Origin of the sequence: Pseudomonas entomophila, assembly GCF_013523125.1 — a bacterium.
GTDB classification, from domain to species: Bacteria; Pseudomonadota; Gammaproteobacteria; order Pseudomonadales; family Pseudomonadaceae; genus Aquipseudomonas; species Aquipseudomonas entomophila_B.
The window spans coordinates 61,332-83,725 of record NZ_JAAMQJ010000020.1 but is presented as its reverse complement, the minus strand read 5'-3'; the positions used below and the strand labels follow the sequence as shown (position 1 = coordinate 83,725).

At 52.5% G+C, this 22,394-nt stretch carries 18 protein-coding genes and 1 pseudogene; 7 read left to right on the top strand and 12 right to left on the bottom strand.

Annotated features, from left to right (window positions below):
• Nucleotides 1-116: 116 nt before the first annotated feature.
• The 6 genes and pseudogenes from G7007_RS12600 to G7007_RS12575 all read right to left on the bottom strand — a co-directional run.
• Nucleotides 117-797, bottom strand: a pseudogene (locus G7007_RS12600) (SIR2 family NAD-dependent protein deacylase); the annotation flags it as partial.
• Nucleotides 798-1,673: 876 nt separating this feature from the next.
• Nucleotides 1,674-1,793 carry a type II toxin-antitoxin system Phd/YefM family antitoxin gene (locus G7007_RS22535; protein ID WP_181102181.1) on the bottom strand — a complete coding sequence of 40 codons (120 nt, stop codon included), beginning with the start codon at nt 1,791-1,793 and terminating at the stop codon, nt 1,674-1,676.
• 21 nt (nt 1,794-1,814) lie between these two features.
• Entirely contained in the window at nt 1,815-2,816 is a 1,002-nt protein-coding gene (locus tag G7007_RS12590; RefSeq protein ID WP_181102179.1) for a metallophosphoesterase, read from the bottom strand.
• Between the two features lie 710 nt (nt 2,817-3,526).
• Nucleotides 3,527-3,778 (bottom strand): hypothetical protein, encoded by a 252-nt coding sequence (locus G7007_RS12585; protein WP_181102190.1) that lies wholly within the window; start codon nt 3,776-3,778, stop codon nt 3,527-3,529.
• Nucleotides 3,779-3,796: 18 nt separating this feature from the next.
• A complete protein-coding gene (locus tag G7007_RS12580; RefSeq protein WP_181102177.1) occupies nt 3,797-4,807 on the bottom strand; it encodes a metallophosphoesterase in 1,011 nt (336 codons plus the stop codon).
• Nucleotides 4,808-5,258: 451 nt separating this feature from the next.
• Nucleotides 5,259-5,729, bottom strand: coding sequence for a helix-turn-helix domain-containing protein (locus tag G7007_RS12575; RefSeq protein ID WP_181102175.1), 471 nt, complete (start codon nt 5,727-5,729; stop codon nt 5,259-5,261).
• Between the two features lie 279 nt (nt 5,730-6,008).
• On the opposite strand from G7007_RS12575, the gene G7007_RS12570 reads away from it, so the two are divergent.
• From G7007_RS12570 to G7007_RS12555, 4 genes are all read left to right on the top strand, one after another.
• On the top strand, nt 6,009-6,440 hold the full coding sequence (locus G7007_RS12570) for a hypothetical protein (protein ID WP_219859059.1): 432 nt from the start codon (nt 6,009-6,011) through the stop codon (nt 6,438-6,440).
• A 199-nt stretch (nt 6,441-6,639) separates the two neighbouring features.
• The gene (locus G7007_RS12565; RefSeq protein WP_181102171.1) at nt 6,640-6,858 is read left to right on the top strand and encodes a hypothetical protein; all 219 of its coding nucleotides are present in this window, start codon (nt 6,640-6,642) and stop codon (nt 6,856-6,858) included.
• Between the two features lie 260 nt (nt 6,859-7,118).
• On the top strand, nt 7,119-11,462 hold the full coding sequence (locus tag G7007_RS12560; protein WP_181102169.1) for an NACHT domain-containing protein: 4,344 nt from the start codon (nt 7,119-7,121) through the stop codon (nt 11,460-11,462).
• 4 nt (nt 11,463-11,466) lie between these two features.
• Nucleotides 11,467-11,841: a hypothetical protein gene (locus G7007_RS12555; RefSeq protein WP_181102167.1), complete on the top strand. Its 375-nt coding sequence runs from the start codon at nt 11,467-11,469 to the stop codon at nt 11,839-11,841.
• Nucleotides 11,842-12,131: 290 nt separating this feature from the next.
• Here G7007_RS12555 and G7007_RS12550 read toward each other — a convergent pair whose 3' ends face one another.
• Nucleotides 12,132-12,737 (bottom strand): DUF262 domain-containing protein, encoded by a 606-nt coding sequence (locus G7007_RS12550; RefSeq protein WP_258198560.1) that lies wholly within the window; start codon nt 12,735-12,737, stop codon nt 12,132-12,134.
• A 259-nt stretch (nt 12,738-12,996) separates the two neighbouring features.
• On the opposite strand from G7007_RS12550, the gene G7007_RS12545 reads away from it, so the two are divergent.
• Nucleotides 12,997-13,671 (top strand): hypothetical protein, encoded by a 675-nt coding sequence (locus G7007_RS12545; RefSeq protein ID WP_181102165.1) that lies wholly within the window; start codon nt 12,997-12,999, stop codon nt 13,669-13,671.
• A gap of 526 nt (nt 13,672-14,197) precedes the next feature.
• On the opposite strand, the gene G7007_RS12540 is transcribed toward G7007_RS12545, so the two are convergent.
• The 5 genes from G7007_RS12540 to gmtY form a co-directional block, all read right to left on the bottom strand.
• The gene (locus G7007_RS12540) at nt 14,198-14,869 is read right to left on the bottom strand and encodes an ATP-dependent DNA helicase (protein ID WP_181102163.1); all 672 of its coding nucleotides are present in this window, start codon (nt 14,867-14,869) and stop codon (nt 14,198-14,200) included.
• A gap of 26 nt (nt 14,870-14,895) precedes the next feature.
• Entirely contained in the window at nt 14,896-15,423 is a 528-nt protein-coding gene (locus G7007_RS12535) for an AAA family ATPase (RefSeq protein WP_181102161.1), read from the bottom strand.
• A gap of 196 nt (nt 15,424-15,619) precedes the next feature.
• Nucleotides 15,620-16,279, bottom strand: a complete 660-nt coding sequence (gene gmtX, locus G7007_RS12530) for a gamma-mobile-trio protein GmtX (RefSeq protein ID WP_181102159.1) — start codon at nt 16,277-16,279, stop codon at nt 15,620-15,622.
• Nucleotides 16,272-18,869 carry a gamma-mobile-trio integrase GmtZ gene (gmtZ, locus tag G7007_RS12525; RefSeq protein WP_181102157.1) on the bottom strand — a complete coding sequence of 866 codons (2,598 nt, stop codon included), beginning with the start codon at nt 18,867-18,869 and terminating at the stop codon, nt 16,272-16,274. The genes gmtX and gmtZ overlap by 8 nt, the downstream gene beginning before the upstream one ends.
• Entirely contained in the window at nt 18,869-20,332 is a 1,464-nt protein-coding gene (gene gmtY, locus G7007_RS12520) for a gamma-mobile-trio recombinase GmtY (RefSeq protein WP_181102155.1), read from the bottom strand. Before gmtY ends, gmtZ begins: the two co-directional genes overlap by 1 nt.
• A 1,066-nt stretch (nt 20,333-21,398) precedes the next feature.
• On the opposite strand from gmtY, the gene G7007_RS12515 reads away from it, so the two are divergent.
• Entirely contained in the window at nt 21,399-21,629 is a 231-nt protein-coding gene (locus G7007_RS12515; protein WP_181102153.1) for a hypothetical protein, read from the top strand.
• Between the two features lie 461 nt (nt 21,630-22,090).
• Entirely contained in the window at nt 22,091-22,390 is a 300-nt protein-coding gene (locus G7007_RS12510; protein WP_181102151.1) for a DUF2218 domain-containing protein, read from the top strand.
• Nucleotides 22,391-22,394: the final 4 nt, after the last annotated feature.

Sequence of the window (22,394 nt, the reverse complement as noted above, 5' to 3'; positions counted from 1 at the left end):
CTCGCAGCGAGGCGCCTTGCATACGCATGATCATTAGCGTTACGCGCTCTTCGATGGTCAAGTGGGTGTAGTGAGTAGTCATGCAGCACCTTACCTCGGGTGTTGCACTTGGTCACTGAGACCGCCAACCGTACCGGGTTGACATGAACTACCGTGGCACCAGCCCCTAGGGCACGCAGGGGCAGTTCCGCGGCTGGATAAACGACCCCGGACGTACCGATCGAGAAAAACAGGTCACAGTCACCTGTAGCCGCAAGGCCAGCGCTCCAGGCTGCTTCCGGAAGCATTTCTCCGAACCAAACGACTCCAGGTCTGACGTACCCATTGCATGCATCGCACCGCGGTGGCTCAAGACGGCAACCATCCACGGGTAATTCATCAGAAGGAAGGGGTGTCATGTGAGCATTGCCACAGTCAATGCACCTGGGGGAGTGAAGGCTGCCGTGAAGGTGGATCACGTCTTGGCTGCCAGCTCGCTCGTGCAGCTCATCCACATTCTGAGTTACGACTGTCAGCTTAGGAACGTATTTAGCGAGCTCTGCTATCGCGAGATGAGCTGCATTTGGCTGTGCTTGGAGCACTTTCAGCCTTCGAGACTCATACCACCCCCAGCAGAGACTAGGATCCTCTCGGAATGCTTCGGCAGTTGCCAGTTTGGCAGGGTCGAATCGAGACCAGAGACCGGTCAATGCATCTCTGAACGTTGGGATTCCACTCTCGGCGGAAACACCGGCGCCGGTGAAAACGACAACATGCGTCGCCTCCTGCAGCAGCCTGGCGATGGTAGTGAGCGGCATTGAGATGTCTCGGAAATTCGTTCCCTTGAGGTTACCCGAGCCTACCTGTTTGGTCATTGTGCAATGCTGAAGGATCGAGCAGCAGCGTTTGTGTAAATCGTATGAGTGTCTAGAAAATCAAGCTGGCGCTAAGACACAGGTAAGACCATGTAAGGGCAATCCACATAAAAATAACTGTATATATATACAGTGTGCCTATCGGTTACGGAAGAACGCATACCGATTGAGCTGTTTTTGCATCGCTGGCGCTGGTAGCACGGCATGGAACCGGACATGCCGTCCAAGCCCCATAATTTCTCGTAAACCCCAAAACACGGGCCTTTCAAGCTATCTATACTGCCTTTTCTGGACAGTTATGAGACGGCAGAGTGCTCTGAGGTATCAAATTTACGGGCAGGAAAAATACACTGTATGCATATACAGTTTTTCCGTACCAGGACAAATCATTGTGTCTGATGGGATAGGCGCGTCGTTTGCCAAAATGCTAGGGTCAAGCTCGCGAGACGCTATCCACCCCATCTCGAGGCATGAATGAAAAGGACAGGAAGTCGGCAGCGCGCAAGGGAAGGCATCGTCAGAATGATCACAAAGATCCAGAAACTCGAGGCAGCTCGTCACTCAGGGCAACCAGGAGTCATTGAGCGACTGAAGGGTATATTTGGATATGAGTTCAGGGCACTCAATCGCTGGCGCCTATAGCCTAGTCGCCACTGAATGATCTACGAAAATACTCGACCTGAATCTGGTACGGGTGCCGCGTGCAAGCGGGGCGCGAGGGCGTGAGGATGAAGCGCGGAGGGCCAAGCCGAAAGCGAAGCGGCCGGCTTGGTTCACGAGAGCCGACCTAATGGGCACGTCCTGGAAAGCTCTGTATGCCTACTCGTCGAGCTCCAACCGACATACTGGCTTACCACATCGAGTCAAAATGAACGTATGACCTTTCTCTGCGAGCTTGATCACGCGACGAAACCGTCGACGTGCCTGGCTGATGCTCATCACGTATTCCATAAAACATTCTTAATCTAACAATCGTCGAAGAAGCCCTTCGACCTGTGTGTTCTCATACCTGGCGCATAGCTCGTCGATCTTGGCCCCCCGACGCTCACCAGTCGTAAGACTCAGACCATGCAGTGCGTTGACTAGCCGTTGCTGCTCCTCAACGCCTTCGCGAACGTCTTGCCACATTGAATTGACCAGCTTCACCACCGACTCCAGCTCCGCGGCCATTACCTGTGTCTCGATGAGCTTGTTACTGTTCACCGTAGTCTTGAGATCCCCTGCACGCAGCTCAAGCTCCTGAAGCTGCTCGCTCAAGTATTCAACCTGGTCGACCGACGTAGCAACACCATCAATGAAGATTTTGTCTTCCTGAATGCTGTAGATGGCCAGCGAACCGTCGGAGCCGCCGGTGACATCCAGCGCCAGCACGTTGCCCAACCTCAGAGGTCGCGGAATCCACGTATGCCCGGTGCAGACCCGCCATACGCCCGGGACGCCTTCACGATGGTGCTTAACAATGCGATCTCGCCCCCACAGAGCGATCTCCTCAATCGCGGTGTTGTCGAGCTGGGTGACAAAGGTCGACCAGGTCATACCGAAGGGCACATCAGCATGAACGACACCGACTACCCCTCGCACGGACTCAATCTCAATGCAGATCGGCAGGTCTCGAAGCTTGTCGACGATCATCCCTTTGGACTCATCAGCGATGGTCATCCACCAGCCCGCGCCATGCGCCGAATAGCGAGCTTCAGGCTTAGCCTGATAGGTGTCGATCAGCATCCGTTCGTGGTTGCCCTGAACACTAAAAAACCAAGGTTCACCCAGCAGCTTCAGGCCGTCCATCACGCCGGGCCCGCGGTCTATGACATCACCCACCGCGACCAAGCGATCCTTCGTCCTGTCGAACCCCACAGCATGCAATCCGCGATGTAGATCCGTGGTTTTGAAGTGAATGTCTCCGACAACAAAGTCGCGGCCATTGAGGTTTCGGGGAAGCTGGAGAACCTTAGGAATCATAGGGTAGGGTACGTCTCCGGTGGTATGCCGGTCTGTCGGGAAGCTGCCTATTTTCCGCTTCTCGGGAGCACCCGTCGAGGGGAAATGCCCTCTCAGCAACGTCTCGCGTGCCGCCCCCATATGGGAACATTAGGCGCGCTTTTGAGGCTAATGCTCCCATTCGGGGGCATTATGTAAAGCGTTGATTTGGCGTTACGTTGAGAAATTTGCAGGGAATCCAAGCTCAGGCGGAGGGGCGACTCGCCTAGGCTCGTCATCACGTTCTAGTATCGCATCCAGCCTGTGATGCATTGAGGAGCACTTTATGAAGCGAACAATCCAGGGCATGGCGGAGGCTGGAGCCCCGCTATTGAAGCAAGCTTATGGTGTGCCGTTCAGAGCGATCATGGCCATCACTGGCGAATCCGTTACGTGACAGCTGGCTGCGAGCCGATTTGAGGTCAACCAATGCTGGTATTTCTGCGAGTGCAGACAGTGACGCCCACCACGCTGGATTAATGCTGATCTAGGTTTTTGAGTTTGCAATCTCAACGGCCCGTGCAAGCTTGACTGCCTTGATGATCGATTCCGCGTCCATCGCAGGATCATGTCTTGGAGACGGGTAGCCGGCTGCTGCATGGGCCGCTGCTCGGCGCTCAACCTCAACTCGTTCAGGGTCTCTGGTTTTTTGAAACTGCATGCTTCCTCCCGCAAATGGTCACGTAGGTAATTCAGCGTTCCTTACTTTTTGCGCCTACCTCTTTGAGGTATCGCGAGTGATCATGCGCGATCTGATCAAGCATGGACTGGTTGAGGAAGTTAGGTCGCTTTCGGTTTTGCTTCTGCTCGTATGCGGCAGTGGCCTCCTTGTTCTTCGTGTTTTTTTCGTCTGAGGTCACCGGTGCGGCCTTGGGTGGATTTACGGTCAGTTTATGTACTGCAACCTGGCAGTCTATCTCTTGAGCAAGATAAGCATCAGGCATTGTTCGGCACGTTTTCCATTATTCACATCCGGAACCAAACAGCCGTGTGAGCAATTCCCCTGTGGGCGTGCCGGCGTACCTTGTCTGCAGCTCCTCCTGCTTAACCACACGGCGTTCTCCGGACAGCAGGCTCAATCCGTGCAGGGTATTCATCAGCTGCTGTATGCTGGTGATATCGTCAGCCAGTGTAAGCCAGGTAGAAGTAATCTGCTGCGCACGCGCTTCCGCATCGCGACTAGCGATCTGCGATTCGACAAGCTTGTTCACGCTCAGCAGTGTCTTGAATGAAGTCAGCGACTGCTCTAGTTCGTTCAGTTGCTCACCGAGGCGCTCTGCCTGATCGAGCCCAGAGGCTTTACCATCCACGTAAACGACGTCGTCCTGCAGTGAGTAGATCGCCAAGGGGCCATGCCCACCGCCAGTGACATCTAGAGCAAGGACATTCCCAAGACGCAGAGAATGCGGAATCCAGGTGTGCCCGACACAGACACGCCAAGCACCCGGAACACCACCGCGATGATGCTTCTTGATCCGCTCACGACCCCACAGCGCGGTATCCTGAATCTGTGTGCTATCGAGGCTCTGGGTAAAATCATTCCAGGCCAGCCTCACAGGCACGTCAGCGTGCACTACACCGACCAAGCCCTGTGCCGTCTCCACCTCAATAACAAGCGGCAAGCTATCCAGCTTGTCGATGATCATGGGCTTAGACTCGTCATCAATCGTGAGCCACCACCGGGCGTCATGAGCGGAGTAGGGCAAGCGTGGGTTAGCTCGATAGGCGTCGATGAGCATCTGCTCATGGTTTCCCTTCACGGTGAAGAACCACGGTTCGCCTAATAGCTTCAAGCCATCTAGCATGTCTGGCCCACGGTCGATGAGATCCCCGACGGCGATTAGCCGGTCGACAGACTTATCGAAATCGAGCGCTTGCAGGCCCCTGTGGAGTTCTCGGGTCTTGAAGTGGATATCGCCCACAATGAAGTCGCGGCCAGCATGATTTTGCGGGAGTTTAAGCAGATGAGGCATGAGCTACGAACGCTCCAAAATCAGCCTAGAAGACCGCAATATTTTACCTGATGGTGATACGCATATGGGCTGTTGATGTAGACGCCGATGATGAGGAAGCGACCTCAAACGAGCTGATTCATGACCCCTAAGCGGCAAGCGGAGCGCGCAGACCAGGAGGGTCGGAGACGCGAGGATGGAAGCCCGAAGGGCCAAGCCACGCAGTGGCTTGGTGTACGACAGCCGTCCCCCAAAGGGGGCGCGCCAGAAAGCTTTTAGAACGCTGTTAACGTTCGTTTTAAGCTCTGAGGCTTCTAGGTCGATAGCAGCGCAATCGGATGTGTACGAGCATCGTGGTCGAAATCCACAAGGCTATACCTCACGCGTCTACGGATCAACAGCATCACTGTTTTCAGCTAGATGGATATATTGATGTGCGGCTGACGTGGAGGCAACGGCGCGCGATCTGCTATCACCACGCTCTGGCAACGGTGGATTTCGATAGCGCTAGTTCAGCAGCCGTTTGTCGTTGAGTGAGACCCTTGGCTTTGCACGCTTGGATCGCGGCGTTTCGATCCTCTACAGCAGCGTTTCTGGATTGCTCTCCACCCAGTTCGACCTGTCTAGCCAATTCTGCAGGCCCGCCCAGGCGTCCAAAATCCACCAGCTCAGACCTTACTCTGTCGATGATCGAATCGGGCGTGGATGACTGATCGATTGCCTGAAATAGAACAACAAGCGTGGCCGGAGCTACATCCAGCGATTGAGCCAGTTGAACGAGCATTTCAAGACTGATGTTAGAAAGACCGGCTTCGAGCTTGTAGAGGTGCTTGCGGTCTGCAGGCAACTCCGCCTGGCTCACACCCTTGATCGCTCGGAGAGCGCGGATGACAGCTGCGAGTGCATGGCGGGGCAGCATAAAACGCTCCAGCAAATAGAGCATGAAGTCAGATTGCCATGCCCCATTCGACGGTTTATAGTCCCCTTTATGGGGCGATCAGGCTTACGCAAGCTGCCTGGATAGGTGCTCCCAGCCTCACTGACCAGGCTGGGTGGGTGCCTAGCCACATCTCGATTGGCTGAATTCAAAGGATATATAGTGATCAAATTTGACTGCGCTAAGGTCTCTGGGAAGCTCGACTACGTCGACGTGACCTATAGGATGAGCAAGGGACTTAAAGCGACTGTGAGTCTGGATGGACATAAGATACCGAACATCCAGATGGAAACTGAATTCTACGAGGATCTTAACGCAGGCGATAACGTCACGCTGTATACGATTGTCAAAAACTCCAAGAAGAAAGAGAAAAACTTCGGAGTTCTATATGGGTTCGAAAACAGTAAGGGTGTGAGAAGTTTTGCTACTAAATATCGGTGGCAAGTTCCGTCCTATCTGGCTATCTACGCGATGATCGCTTTTGCCGTGGTTTTTGTCTTGGGGTGGCCCGCCAATATTTATCTAGGGTACTTCCTCGGTATCACTGGTGTGGGGATCTCGGACATAACTAATTGTGCAATTGTGGAAGGTGGCCTGGCGGCTGCATTTTTCCTTCACGCTGCTTGGAGGATGGTAAAATGTACGGCTGATCCACAGAGCTGGATGGTGATGGAACCTGCAACGTTAGCGTCTCGCTTCAGTAAGCTTCACAAGTAAGAGAGGAGGGCGGCTTGATTATCGCCGTCTTCCTTGTGCTCCGCTGCCGCGCCTTGGGTCATCAGCATCTAGGCAAGCGGAGCGCGCAGGCGCGAGGATGGACGCCCGCAGGGCCGAGACGCCGCCATGGCGAGCGGCTCGGTTTACGACAGCCGGCCCGCAAGGGCGCGCCCGAGCACGAGAGTTTTTTGGGGATCCCATGGCCAGAGACGACAAGGACACCGTGTACTGCAGCATCCAGATGCCCATGGCTCAGGGCCGAGAGCTGCTGGAGCTGCTTGCAAAGCTCCGGGCCTCCGGTGATCACACATCACTCGAGTCAGTCTTCAAGGAAGCTGAGGGCGAACTGGAGATGTCCATCGAGTTCGTCGAACGGATGCTTGATGGTGAAGGCGGGCTCGGTCGCAAGCACTACTAAGGCGGTTTCGTTAGCGCGTCTAAGGATGAGCTTGTTAGGCAGGGCGCGCGGTACATTATGATGGATGTTTTAAGCATCGTGAAACCGCCTCGCTGGGAGGCAATGATTGCACATTGTATAGCTGGGTCGAGCAAGCTGGCCCCCTCGGATTACTGAGTCAAATTCCCGCGGTGGGCGCCGATGCTGGCGCCAATTCAGGTAGGATAGCTGAGCCTCTGCGGCCCGATTCGGGACTGTACCTGACCTGCTTGAGACTCGCTATGACGTGGCATTTGGACGACTTTATTGACCTTGATCGTACCTTCTCTAAAATCCCCTTCGATTCAGACGCGACTGACGATGTTGACTTGAGCGGTCGCCATAACAGGACTGGAGATCTTCGCTGGGCAGACTTGCTTCAGCATCAACGAGTCATACTGCTCTCAGAGGCTGGATCGGGTAAGACCGCTGAAATCCGGAACGTCACCCGCCAGCTCCGTAGCCAAGGGAAAACGGCCTTCTTTCTGCGGATCGAAAACGTCTACCCAGATTTGGAAGACGCTATCGAAGAAGGCAGCTTCAAGGAATTCGAAAGCTGGCTGGACTCCGGTGCGGAAGGCTGGCTGTTCATGGATTCAGTAGACGAGGCGCGGTTAAAGGATCCGAGAGATTTTGAGCGCGCAATCCGTAAAATTGGCCGGTTGACCCAACACCTTGGCGCCCAGGCGCACCTACTCATTACCGGGCGTAGCACAGCGTGGCGCGCTAGGACAGATCTAGCGATCTGTGAGTCGACGTTTGCCTTTGCGCCCATAGCTAAGCAAGCGCCTGCAAATGCTGCTGATGTACCTGAAGGTGTAGCGCACACGATTCCAGCAGAGACAGAGTCAGGTGGGTCGTTCGTTGTAGTGACTCTGGATGATATTCATGGAGAGCAGGTCGACCGGTTCCTGGCAACCACCGGTGTCACAGATGGTAAGAGCTTCCGCGCTGAACTTGACCGGAGGGATGCGTGGTCGTTGACGACGCGCCCACTGGATTTCCTGGAGCTCGTCGACTATTGGCACGCTCATCACCGTATAGGTTCGCGCCTTGAGCTGATGAGAAGCAGCATCGACCGTCGCCTAGAAGAACATGACCAAAATCGCGCTGAGATCAAACCTATCGCCCCAGAGAGACTGCGCGAAGGTGTCTGCCTCATAGCCGCCGCGACAACACTGGGTCAGATGTCTGCTGTCCGCGTACCGGATGGTGATGCCAATAAGAAGGGCATCCCGGTTCGTTCTGTCCTCAAGAATTGGAATGACGCGGACGCAGGGACACTGCTAAGCCGGCCGATTTTCGAGCCTGGCATATATGGAACGGTTCGTTTTCACCATCGCACCGTTCGAGAATACCTAACGGCTGAGTGGCTTCACGAGCTGATCCGCGGTTCGGCCTCTCGGGTCAAGATCGAGAATCTGTTCTTCCGCACTCAATACGGACTGCAGGTAATCAATCCCTCGCTGCGTCCAGTCCTGCCTTGGCTAGCGCTTTTGGATGATCGCATTTGTGCACGGTTGGAGGAGGTTGCTCCAGAGGTATTCTTCGAGGGTGGTGATCCAGGCCAACTCCCATTAACGACTCGCCGGAACGTATTGCGTAAAACTTGCGAGCACTTGGCGCAGCCGGCCCATAGCTGGTCGATGACTGACTATTCAGCTGTACAGAGATTCGCTCACCATGACCTCACAGGGGATATCAAAGACCTGCTGGCGCTCTACAGTACAAACGACGATATCACCTGGTTCCTGCTACGCATGGTTTGGCAAGGGGAGGTGATGGGTGCGCTCGCAGAAACGAAGCTATTCGCTCTCACTGCACAGCACAAGCACATGCGTTTGGCAGCCATACGTGCCGTCATCGATTTGGGTACACCCCAGGACGTCGCTGACCTACGCCAAGGGTTGCTGAATGGTGACGAGGACATTAATCGGGAGTGGTTGGCAGAGCTTGTCGATATCCTGCCGCCGAACGATGACTCAATTCGCTGGTTGCTAGATGCGATCCAGCGAGCGGCCAAGAAGGAGCGTTACAGTGGCAGGGACAGCCTGACGATTAACCTTTCGAACTTGGCAGCAGATTTGCCGCTGGAGTATCTACCCACCTTTATCCGTGGGCTAGGAGAGCTTCTGGCCAAGCCGCCTACCAAAGATCATGGTTTCAGCACCATCTCGAAAAGGTATATTTGGCTTGCCGAAATTGCTGGCCAAGGTGTGCTCCGACTGATCCAAGATCGTCATCCATTTGCACTCGATGAGGCCGCTCTAGACATCATGAGCAAACTCGCGCTGGCACATGTCTATGATGAGCGAGACAGTCAAGAGGTCGGTGAGAATCTCAGAATAGCGGTGCCTGCTTGGGCTGAGCTCGATTACAAACTGTTCTGGCACGACGTCGAGGTTGCCCGAAAGGGGCGTGTGCACCGTAACGAGCCAGTCATTAATGTCTGGCAATTGATCGGTTTCCGACCATTCTGGACGCTGAATAAACAGAATTTTGATCGCGCCTGCGACCAAATTCTCAGTCTCACCGAGTTGCAGGATCGCCACATGGCGATGAGTATGGCCTTTGAAATTTATCAGCAGCATGGCACGCCGATTGAGTGGCAGGTGCAGCTTCGAAAGGCCACTGAGTCCGACGCTGAGCTTGGCGATAAGCTGGAGCTCATGCTGAATCCGCCGCCGCGACAAGTCGAGGAATGGCAGATCCAGCAAGCTCAGTGGAAAGAAGAGGCGGCCCAATGGAAGGCTGAGGAAGAAAACCGACGTCGCGGCTGGCGAGAAGGGCTCGCTGCCGAGGTAGCACTGATCAACAGCCCAAAGCCTGGGATGATGACACGTAATCAAGTGTACCTCTTGGACATGATGCGCGACGGGACGTCATCCTCAAGCTCATGGAACAACGGCAACTGGCAATCACTCGTTCCTGAGTTCGGGATGCCGGTCGCTCAAGCGTTTCGCGGGGGTGTGATTACTTTCTGGAGAAACTACTGCCCCAAGCTTCCATCTGAAGGCGCGCCGGCGAATGACGTGCCCTATCAGGTAATCCTGGGCTTGACGGGGCTTGCTATCGAAGCCAGAGAAGAGCCCTCCAGCCTCCTCCAAATGTCTCGTAGAGATGCAGAGTATGCCGTTCGTTACGCCCTGCTTGAACTGAATGGCTTCCCAGAGTGGCTGCCTAACCTGTTCGAACGCTGGCCGCAACTCCTTCAAGAAATAGTAATGCGTGAGATCTGTTACGAGTTGGGTGAGTCGCACGCGGACTCTGGTGGCAATCATGTCCTACGTAGACTGCGGTACAGTGGCGAATGGCTGTATGACGCGCTATCAACTCAGCTCATGGCCCGTCTAGCCCAACCTGTAAAAACACTGGAATCTCTTCAACTCGTGCTGAGCGTTGTAGTAGAGTCCTCAGTCAGCAATCAGGCACTGGCTGATCTAGCCAGCGAGCGTGCCATGGTAGAGAACGATCTGGATATCGCGCCTTCTTGGTTTGCTATGTGGATTGGATCAGACCCAGCTAAGGGTATCCCGGCACTGGCAACTCGCATTGACTCGCTGCCTTCAGACGAGGCAAAAGCGCAATTCGCAATGCTCTGCCTGATTGGCATCGTTGGTGGCCACAATGCACGCCGTTGCCGGCAGAATTACAAAACTGTCGAACATGCCAAGGCGCTTTACCTGCTTGTCAACGAATACGTGCGTATCGCAGATGACATTCAACGCGCAGGAACAGGGGTCTACTCGCCTGGCCTGAGGGACGATGCCCAGTATGCTCGTGACGGACTTCTAGCGTTCATTCGAGAAACACCTGGGAAAGAAGCATTCCTGGCCTTGGAAGAAATTGCCTGTGCTCATCCTGCTGAGAGCCTTCGCCCTTGGAGTGCTTTCTACGCGCAACAGAAAGCCACGGCAGATTCTCAAACGCCGCCTTGGCCACCAGAGAAAGTCATTGACTTCCATAACTCGCTGGAAAGCACTCCTACCACGCACCGAGAGCTTTGGAATTTGGCTATCGATCGCCTAATGGATTTGAAGCATGTGCTGGAAGAGAGTGACTCAAGCTGGGCAGAGCTTCTTTTGCCTTCAAGCCAGGAGACCTCGGTTCGAAAATTTATCGGGGACTGGTGTAGAGACCGGGCTGCTAGCCGCTACGGGGTAGTCCAGGAGGAACAGCTAGCAGACGATAAGCGACCGGACTACAGGTTCCTGAACACCCAGTTCGATGCCCCCGTACCGGTTGAACTGAAGCTCTCGCAGAACTGGACTGGGCCGCAGCATTTCGAGCGCCTTGAGAATCAGCTATGCGGGGATTACCTTCGTGATGACAGGTCGAGTTGTGGAATCTTTTTGCTTGTCAGCCGAGATGATCAAACCAGGTGGGAGACCCCAAAGGGTGCTCGAGTCGGGTTTGACGGCTTGGTAGCAGCCTTGCAGGAACACTGGTTGACTATCGCCTCTAAATATCCTGGCGCTGAGGACATAAAGGTCATCGGCATCGACCTTACTAAGCGGGGAGGACAGGCAGCAGCCAAAGCCATCAAGGCCAACCAGGTGGAAGCCGGCCTGAGCGAGGAGGGGTAAAACCTTGGCCGATTTAATTGAAGGCGAGCGTCGGCTACGAAGGCTGCTTTGGGCTCTGTCCGCACTCCAGCCTGGCGATCCAAAAGCGATAGTTCTCCTCCAGGAACTGCAAGTAGTTCAGCAAGATTTGGATGATGTCGCTCGTTCCTGCAAGCATCTCCTCGATCGAGTCAGTTCGTCGGCTCATCCCTCAGGCCGTAAGATCGTCGATGAGCTGACCATTCCGGCGCCGTGGCGCGAGCGATTTGCCCAAGCGAGCATCGGCTCAACGAGGTTAGCCGAAGGCCCATATCTGCATGACCTAGAAAAATTCGTCGATGAGTGGGAGAAAGAGATGAGGCATCTCGAGGCCCATTGGCAAGCTCTCCACGGAGACTGAGCTAAGGTTGATTCAGTAGGCGTGGTGGGTTAGCTTGAATCCGTACCCATGGAACCTCTGGTGACGAGCATGCAAGCATACATTGAAGAAGACTGGATTTAGCCGGAAGAAGGCGCCCTTACACTGTTATGTCAAGGCATCCGCGGAGGCAAGCGGAGCGCGCAGGCCATCGGCCGGAGGCGTGGGGATGGAAGCCCAGCGGGCCGCGACGCCGGCTAAAGCCGGGGGCGTGGTTTACGACAGCCGGCCCCGGGAGGGGCACGCCAACCCCCTCGCTGTGCATTAGCCCGTTAAGCGGATGCCCGCTGATCCTCGGTATGTGCCGTACCACCAAATGCACGAAGATCGTAAACCTTACGCAAGGCAACCTCATCGCTCGAGTGCACCCGGGCTTGAGCGAAGGGTATCCCGAGGAAGCGCTTCCGCTCCTTATCACCGACTTCAGACCAGAACCTTAAGCATCCATCCGAATCGGGCACGCCAAACTTGCCAAGCAGATAGCCTTCCAGAGCTGTGAGCCGCTGCTGGCCATCGAGCAAAACCTCGCTGTTAAGCGCATAGGCATCACCATCGGCAAACTCATACCACCCGTTCACCAGGTACGACCCAAGGTCTGAACCCATCCAGATCGACGTGATAAACCTAACCTGTTGTTCCTCCGTCCAGGCTGCAGGCCGTTGCCAGGGAGCCAGTGGATGCCCCATAGCAAAGCGGGTTGCCCAAGGATACTTCCCCCGAGCCCGTTCGGGATTGATCGAATACGACTCCAGATTAGAGGCGAGCACGTCGACCTGAAACATCTGCAGCGTTGCGTTGAGCTCCTTCTGAGGCATACGGATACTGCCCGATTCATCTGCGCCGCTGAGGCGCTGAAATACTGAGTTTGATGTGGCCATTTAACGTCTTTACTGAAGAAAGGGATGTGCAGACCGCGGTGGCATTTCTAATGAAATATTTCCGGGGGAGGGCTGAATCTATTATGGGAAGATAACACAATAGTGGAGGGCGTGACATATGCACATATGTACAGCTACAGAGCCGAGCATATACAGGATATGAAGATCTTTAGCATCGGTTTCGAATGGCCCCACTGACGATCGGGCTGCGCATCAGACCTGAGGTTTACGGTTTACAGGCCCGAGATACATAGGAGTGATGGCGTCGCATAAAGGGCAAGAAAATTTTTCCAATACAACTCAAGTTCTCAAAAATTCTTCCGTTTATGGTTGGAGAAACACAATCTCAACCGAGGATTTAATGAGTCTTGATACAGCCACCGCTCCAACCACCTCACATTTTCAACGTAAATTGCTCTGCTGGCGCGAGAGAGAATGTGAGGACTACTATGACTGCTCGATCAAAGCTGTAGGCGAGGGCGCCGTAATGGTCGAGTTCGACTCCGAATGGATTGAGTTCAGCGCAGCTGTCGCCTATGAGTTGGCATTCTATTTGGCGGAAGCAGTTGCGATTGTGGAGCAGCCGAGCGCGGAAACGGCCAGAGCTGTAGCCAGAGAATGTGAGCCACTCCTGACGCGCAAATACAGGCTGTTGATGGACTGGCATTTGGACGCAACTGGTGAGATTCCTTTCAATAAAATTAGCCCTGAAATCATGCCCGATCGCGAGAGCTATACAGCGATCTCTATCCGGACTGTCAGACCTGGCGGTGTTGAAATGGAGTTCGAAGGGTTTGGCTACGCATTTTCGAAGGACGACGCAGCTTGGATTTCGGAGAAGCTGCTGGAGGCTAGCGGGCAAAGGTTTGAGCTTTACGATTATCACTGCCTTTTTGAAACGCTGCGGCGTCAAGGGCACAAGGTGCGCGGCTGAAGCCGCCTAAAGGGAGTCAACGCTCACAGTGACTTTCGGCGTGCGGGATCGACTAGGTGCTTGAAAGCCTCATGGCGCACCAAAATCTGGTCGCGAATTTCTTCGGGATCGATTGAAATCCCGCCACGCGGAGTTGACCGTAAAGTCTCCAAGCTGCTCAGCGCTAGGATAAATAGCTGCTCATGCTCAATCTTTGCTGCAAGCCGCCGATCGAAGCGTGCGTCATTCACTCAACAAATTGGCGGCAGTTTTCCTAGTGCGAAGCTGCGAGCGGGGAACTGATCAAGTGGCTTGAGGGGAGCATCTGGCCGAGTCCAGCCGCAGGCACCAGTGCGATAGCTGAAGGCCAAGATGCCAGGCTTCGATTCTGACGCGCAGTGCCCCAAGGCCTTTTTCCAGATGTGCGCATAATCTATCTTATGTTAAATTGGGTATGCCAAACACCCTCCCTCGTACCGTTTGAGATAACAAAAGGATAGCTACATCAAAGAACTATTTAGTGTAGTTATCCTTGTAAATCAATGGCTTAGGTGGAGGATCCGTCTTCACTACTACTCATCAGCATTTCACTAAGTGTCCTATCCAGAGCTCTAGATCGACGCAGCGCTACCAGCACTCGCGGAAATTGCGAGCCCTGCGTCTTGTGGATGGTTATCGCATACGCGTAATCCAGCAGGTCTAAGTCAGGAGCAAAAAGCTCGATGTCTCTATTTTCAAAGGCTACGGCTCCCAGCGCTTGCCGATTGAGATCGGTACCAGGCTCTTCTCCCATTCTGCAGCCCGATACGCTCGTGACTACCCCAAGACTGCCGTTATGAAGGTTACGTGACCATTCATTGCGGATGTACATAACTCGATCGCCAACGCACAGCTCTTCGCCGCTCCAATTAGCCGGTGCGGCCACACGAGATTGCGCGTTACCGCACCTACCGCGCAGCATCCGATTGATCGCATGCGTCCCAGCAAATGAGCAATGTTTGGTAGCGGAAAGGATTTGGGTTTCCGTGCCGCTCTGCAGGTAAAGCTCTGCGATGATCGGCAAGATCTCATCATCCTCACACTTTATGAAAGCAGCTTCACCGACAGCTGTATCACTGAAGGTTGGCCACTGACCCTCACGGACTGATGCAGCTGCACGTGGAATATTTGAATGAGCTGCTTGACGCTTCACCGTGGTGAGCTTCGTCTGGGGAATCAATGAGAGCTCAGTGAGGACATGAAGGATTAAGCCTGCCCAATGGGTGGTAGCTGATGCGGATCGCCCATCAGCACTAACGAAGCACCAGGTGGCAAACCATGAGTGATCTGATAAAAAGTCAATACGTCCACCATGGACGCTTCACCTATAATAAGGACAAGATTTTGATCTGCCGCTGAGTTATTTCGACGATGCAAATACGCCGCAATTGTCATCGCTGGCCGACCACTTGATTCAGCCATTTGGGACGCAGCGCGTGCACTTAATGCCAGTTGGTAAACAGTTTTACCGTCATTTTCTAGGAGCGTTACAAGAGCTCTTAGGGCGATAGTCTTGCCAACACCAGCACCACCAGTTATCAAGGAGAATCGATGGCTTAAGGCCATTAGTACGGCTTTTCGTTGAGCTGACGCGAGCTGAAAACTGCCGTCAGCCAAGCGTCGGCGCTCATCAAATTCAAATTGATTGAATTCGTCTACAAATCGTTGATCGGACGCCAGATTGCTGTTGTCCTTCATCATCGAGAGGATGGTGGCAGCACATGATTTTTCCATGAGGTAAATACCGGGAGCTGAATGATAGCCAACACCCCTCCTCTCTATCCTTGCGGCATTTCCCGTGCAATATCAGTTCTTTTTAACTTGCCTCGGTGCGAATGTGCTGCCAAATCGTGATCTGTCTCTGACGAAGACCATGCCAGAAAGGACTTGTAGTTTTCTTGGGAGGACTACTTTCCATTTGGCAAGTAAGTCACCCCACTTCATCAAGTATTTTTTTTATTGCTGTGGCATAGCCATGCTTGAATACCTCACCTGACTCGTCCTTGACCTGACCGGCGGGTGTGACCCGCCACCCTTGTGAAGAGATAAAGTGTGGGTCAATCGCAGCCCTTAACGCCTCAACCTCCATGACATTGAGCAGGTCAGATAAAGCCGGCAATACTTGGACTGGTGATATATTTTTTTTGAGTGGTGGACGTAGGTCTATCACCATCCTAGTCTGCGATTTGAGCAGATTGAGCTCGGACTCGAAGCGATTGCGTTCAGCTATTATTTGGCTGAAGCAAGCCCGAACTGCCACATCAGGAATTAGAAGTAGAAGCTCATAGTCACGAGGAGGCTTCGCACTTCGTCCTTGGACGGGCATCCTACGAGTGGTGCCAGCGCTCGCTGCCCATGCCTCGATAAGTAACCTGAACCTCAAGCCTGTCTTATTTCGAATGCTGGATTCAGATGGCCCACCGGCTGCCACAGAGAGCTTCGCTATATGGGCAATAGAAAAATTCATGTCTTTCTTTTTGACACGCTCCGCTAATACTTTGCTCAGAGCAATGAGCGACCTTTGCTGCTGCGGTCGTGCCTCGCTGAGCAAGTCTTGTAACACAAGATCGGGGTCAATTTGATTAGCCATGGGCAAGCATCCCTTGGCCTGCACCGCCAACTATCAGATCTTTCAGCCGATAAGCTGTTTGTCCCGAGAGGTGCTCCATTGCCTGTATACCTTGGGCAAGTTGAGGAATTACCTCACCAGCTTCGATCAACCCGCTGACATAGCGAACCCCCTCTAGTCGATCATCGGGAGAGGCAGCATGAGCCATCGCACGCATCATCGCGTTCCCAGCCACAAGCTGCATCTCATCGGACATATTCATAAAGATGGGAGTATAATTATTTCGCATCAGTAGTCGATTGAGATGCTGAGAGCGTTTTTGAACAGCTGGCGTTTTTAAAACGTTGTCTGCTTCTTCTGTATAAAACTCAGCATCTTGCAGAATCATAGACAACTGCCAGAGTTCTGAATTTGTCTCGATGAAAGCGATTGGCGGTGCAATGTCCACTTTTGAACCAGTGGCGACAAATTTTTGGCTTTGATCTCCATCTTCCCTCGCCTGCTCAATTTCAATGAGTCTGGAAATTATTTTGTAACAAGACTGTAAGTCAATAGCGAAGTCATTAACTTCCATCTGCTGCTGAGCATGGCGGCGTTCGGCCTGCTGAAGTTCAGCATGTTTGGTGAATGGCAAATTTTCCTTCAACGCATAGAATTGCGCATCTAGTAGCTGATCCCTTTCATGCTCCGCAGTGATAGCCGCTTTTGCAGCTAGTGACGCCCGATAACTAATGATGTTGAAGTGGGCCACCCAAGCTGGAAGATAGCTCGCATCTGTCACCAAAAAGCGACAACATGTGCAGTTGCCATCGCCGTGATGTACACGCTCATATCGTACCGGCTTCGTTCCTGGCACTGCCTTGCCTCCATTCCAACAACCGTTGTTCAGGCTTGTATCGTCGAGGTAAACGTTGTTCCCCCCAACTAGGCACATCCCTAAGTGTCTATAATCCCATCCAACAGGGTTGCGCATGGCTAATGCCGGACGAACACTCGACTCATCGTGGAATGCAGTCTTCTCAGAGATTTCAGTAAGCGAGGCATCTCTCAGGAAAATTTGAAGACTTTCATGCCCGCCTTTTTCGATCCTAGCCGATGCTTCATTCATCAATGACGTCATTTTGCTAATTGGGATCTTGTTATATCGTAGCGTCATCAAAAGTTTTGAGTGGCCGGCTATTAATTTACCCATCGCCGGAATTGGCACGCCTCCTTCCATTATGTAGCTACTTATGAGTGATACCCTCAGGCTATGCAATGGAAAGTAAGTATTAGTATTGAGAACTCCTTTGACAGGCGGTTCAACAAAAGTGATACGACTCCCATCATCTAAAGTCTGCCCACGCTCTGCAATCCGCTTCTCCAACTCGGCTAGCAATTTGCACCAATGACCCTCAAGTGCTGTTTTGATGATAGGCTTATGGCGATCATCGAACGATTTAGATGTCGGATCCCTGAACAAAAAGCACATGAAACCCATAGCCTTTTTTTGTTCATCTGTTTTAACAGAGCCAAAATGCTTTTGGGCCAAATCAGTACAATGTGTGGGAGCCGTAATTGGATTATGTTTTTCCTGCCAATTGCGGAGCTTTTGCAACCAATACAGAACATTTTCGTGCTGCCAGGGAATTTCATAGCCCCTTTCACGTGATTCCCGGTTGATGTCCGCCGTTTTATTCGTACTGATGAACAATCCAGTCATGCTTTGGCTTGAATACGGATCATAAATTTTCCGAAAGACGCCGCGCGAGTAGGGATTAGAGTTTCGACCTAATTTGAGAAGAGTCTCATTTTCCACCCATGTACCATTTTCATAGCGGAAAGTATCGGCCTCACCTGAATCAAGCATCCTTACTTGATATGTCCGCAGCGGCAACTCCAGCTTCAGATAGAGCGCAACTGCACGGACGGGAGACCATAATTCAGTAATTTTAGTTGATTTTCCTTTCCTGAGAATCGTCCTTGTTCTATACACGGAGTCAGGATTACCAAGAATTACTTCATCCTCTTGAACCTCAATCCAGTCACTCCATGCCGAGGAAGATCGCCCATCAGAGGTCGGTTGCCCGCTCAGCGCTTGTGCAAATTTCCAATCGGAGAAGTGCCCTTTCTCCACAGGACAAATGATCGACCGCAGCTCACGAATGAACGTGTACGGCATCGCGTTGTAGGGGCTCTCGGCCAAAACCGGCGTATTTACCTTTACTTTCTTGAATGGGTTTTCACAGAGATACAGGCTTTGGCCATCATCATCTATTTCAGTCAAATACTCATCCAAACACCAGTCAATCATCGCGCTAATAATATTGAAGTTCTTGGCACTGATGACATCGCTCATTGTTTCCCTGAGGGCATCATGCAGGTCGGGCAGCAAATTATTGGCGCTGGCTTGGAAAAAAGAAGTTACTACCGCAGGTTCTGGCGTCCTCGGCAAATATTTGTCGACAAACCAGTTCAATGCATTGATTTTGAGCGAGATCGCCGCTTCTTGGGTTGCAAGCCAACCAGCGACGCATACTCGCCAGCCTTCCCAAGCCCAGCCATTGTCACGAGTAATCCAACTGAATGTCACGTCCGAAGAACGGCCGTCTCTTTTACTTCGCTTTGCCATCAATCTCTCCTAAGTTTTGGATTAGGCCCTGAAAGGAGGCCGTCTGGGTCGATGTCTTCAAAGCCTGAACAGAGGATCTCATCCCAGTTGTGATCTTGTTGAGTACATAGATCAACCTCAGACTCATTTTCCATCCGATCACGCGCTTTGTTGAAAGCATCTGTCACCTGATCGCTCGTAACCTTTGTATAGGCCTCTTGGGAACTAAGGCTCGCATGATGAAGTGCCTTTTTTATAATTACGGGTGGCAAGCCCGCTCTTCTCATGCGTTGTGAGTAGCTGTGCCGATGCCCATGAGTTGACCGGCCTTCAGGCTTTGATGGGGTCTGATCTATCCGAGACAGCGCGGCTTCATAGTTGCTATTCAGGGCATTCAGCGAGTAAGGCTCGCCAAAATTATTCGACTCATATGAAATAAATGCATACGGATGATGGCGTTCAATGGGCGCAAGGTACCGCACGTGAATATTCCAGAGCTTTAGAAAAACCTCTCCAGCCAAAGGAGCGAACCAAAACACTTGTATATAGTTATCTGGATGATCCACCACCTTGCATTTCCAGCCAACGCGTTGGCTACCGTGAATACGGTTTCGAGCAGTCAATCCATATTTTCGTTTGAGGTACGCAGCACGTTTTTCTTTGCGAGTCCTCTTGCGAACATCTTGAGGGGCGACGCCTTCCTCAGGATGATAAATCTTAACCAACGCAGCCTTTGGATTTCTGGGATCGGGTTTCACATCACCTACCCAAATGTGCAATGGTTCACTTGCCCTGCACCCACCAGCGTCTAAAAGCAGTAAGATTAAGCGATCCCGAATGATGCAGCGTACATCGCGCGTTCCACCGAAACCATCCAGATACATCTGTTGAAAAAGGCTGCGCGGAAATTCTGGCACAACTGAGCTACTCATGACCAATCGACCTTGTGGTCGCATTGCTCTGACTTCCTGCAGCATCACGGATGGGAATTGCCTACCGATATGGCCGAGAAAATTTTGATTATTCTTTTTAAGCCAGGCAGCAAATTTGAGTTTTTCGTCATGCGAGGAGGCTTTTACCATAGGGTTTGGTGTTTGCTTGCCCAGCTTCCTCGATGCGAAATCGAAGAAGTCATTCAGTGCGTCTATGATCCTCGCGTTTACGTCTGCACTGCTCGGCACCCATCCCAGACCAGAAGGATCTAGCCCATCATCCCCTATCGTTCCGGAATATAGATGCGATTTGAAACCCGCAAAAACTAATTCGGGGTCTTTACACCTGTATGGATTTGCCTCGATATACTCAATCATAACTTTGGCGGCCCTAACGACGCGTAACTTCCACGCGTCGCTCATGCCGGCATTTTCAACCAAGTACTCAGTCAAAAGTCGCACGTCGCCATTTGCGCCTAATAGTATAGGCATTTCATAAGCGACTCCCGTCTCATCTATTACGATCTTGGCTTTTATTTTTACCACTGTCATACCAAAAACCATTGTAAGGTGAGCAAGGCGTAATGTATTGGCCAATCGACCAGTAAGTATTTCCGAAAGAAGCTATCTCAAACTGATCCCTCTTGCAACCCAGAATCCTGCGAAGCGTCGCACAACTACCAAATTATTAGGAAGCTAATCTGTCAATATATAGATAATTATTTTGAAAAATTGCAAAATTTCAGAAACTGTACCTGTTGGAAATAGAGGGCTGGCTTCGAAACTGTACTGGTTGCCTTCGTTCTCGTGTAACTGACGAGACCCGGCGACTACGCGGAAATATTTTTCGTTCCCAATTGGGTGGCCCTAGAGATTCAGGCTGATTTTTGAAGGCCTCGCCTCCAAGCGCGCTGTTGGATAGGCACCTGCCGACCTTGCCAACAAGCAAGCCTGGTACCGCCGCGCAGGACAGTCAGCTCCGAGCTTAGCAAGAATCAACAACCGAACCGGGCTTGTAGGGGTGTACTAACTTAGTTGGTGCTCATAGTAGCTATACTAAGTCTCCTCATCGGCCCAAAGCCACGTCACTCAGTCGCTCGCCGGGACTTAGTAGGCTTTGTGCCCCCAACCCAGGACATTTCGTTGAGTTAAGCCGAAGATGGGCGAAAATGACTGAAATTTAGGTCGTGGAGGGTGGTTGTCGTACAGCTCAGAAGCTATGCGAAGACCCGTCAGTAGTGTGCTGCATTTTTCTGCGAAACCTTTCAGGGTGGGCCTTCCCATGTCTTTGTTTGACACGATGTGGACCCCATTGCTGATCTGGCAAAGTGGTTCACCTCCCTGTGTGGGAGCGGGCTTGCCCGCGATGCAGGCGGTGATGGACCAGATGCCATCGCAGGCAAGTTCCCCACAGGAGAGTGAAAGGAATAACCCCATCCTGGGACTTTTTCCAAAGACGTTGAAAGGCCCACATGTGCCAAATATGAGGTGCCTGGAGATTTGACAATGAGCACTACCACCCATCGGATCGTACACATTGGCCAGCGTATGCTGTTGGCTGTTGATTGCGGCATCCATAGGTGTCTGGTTGGTGCCTAGTGTGACGGTGCTTTTTTACATGATCCTGAGCCAGGAAAAATCACTGTCGGCGAGCATGGCGTTTGGCACCGTGCTTCTTGCAGCTGTGTCGATCGAAGGTGCTGCCATTGGCCTTCTACTGATTTATGCCGTCTGGGCCAGACCTTGGAAACTCAAGGGGCCGGCATACGACACCTTCATCAAGCATAGCTACGCTGCGGGATTGACCATCATGGCCGCAGTCCTGTTCGTTGCATCGTTCGTGAGATGAAAGATAGCGCTGAGACGGACACGATCGATTGAAGCGGCTTCATGCCATGCATTGAAACCTGCAGACGTCGGTCGTGGATCCGTCGAGAACTATCGCGTGAACCCGCTCACCCAAGGCCTTCTAGGCTGTATATGAAGGTGCGGTTAATGTGTATTATGTTAAATCATGTATGGCTGAAGGTTCCAATGCTTCAGCTGTAACCCACTGCAATCTCCTGGTTCGGAAGCTTTAGCCATGACTGCACCAACCTGGAATCGATGCGACTTGGCCGGTCAAACAGTCTAGGCAAGCCAGGATCAGCTCCCATGATGCATCAACGGCTGGACGTGAGAATTTCAGTTTCTTCTGGTGTTTGGGAACATCAGATAAAAGATTTCCGAACGACCAGTCGATGGCTACAATGCGAAAAATTCTTAATAACTCATCCTACTGCCGATAGCCTACTGCCTACAGGAGTTTTCATGCCCATTTCCCAAGCGACTATCGCCACCGATCAACCCAGCCGCTACATCCTTCGCTTGAGCAAGCACTGGGGTCACAAGTTTTCGGTCGTCTTCGACAATGAGCGCAGCCGGATTGATTTAGGGGATGCTGTTTGCGAGCTGCAGGCTGAGGGTACTCAGTTAAAAGTGCTGATACACGCGCCTGAGGCATTACTGGATAAAATGGAGACTGTCGTGGCTGAGCACCTGCAACGTTTTGCTCCCCAGCACACATCGCTGGCATTTGACTGGGTACGTGGCGCTGATCTAGAGCACTAGCGCA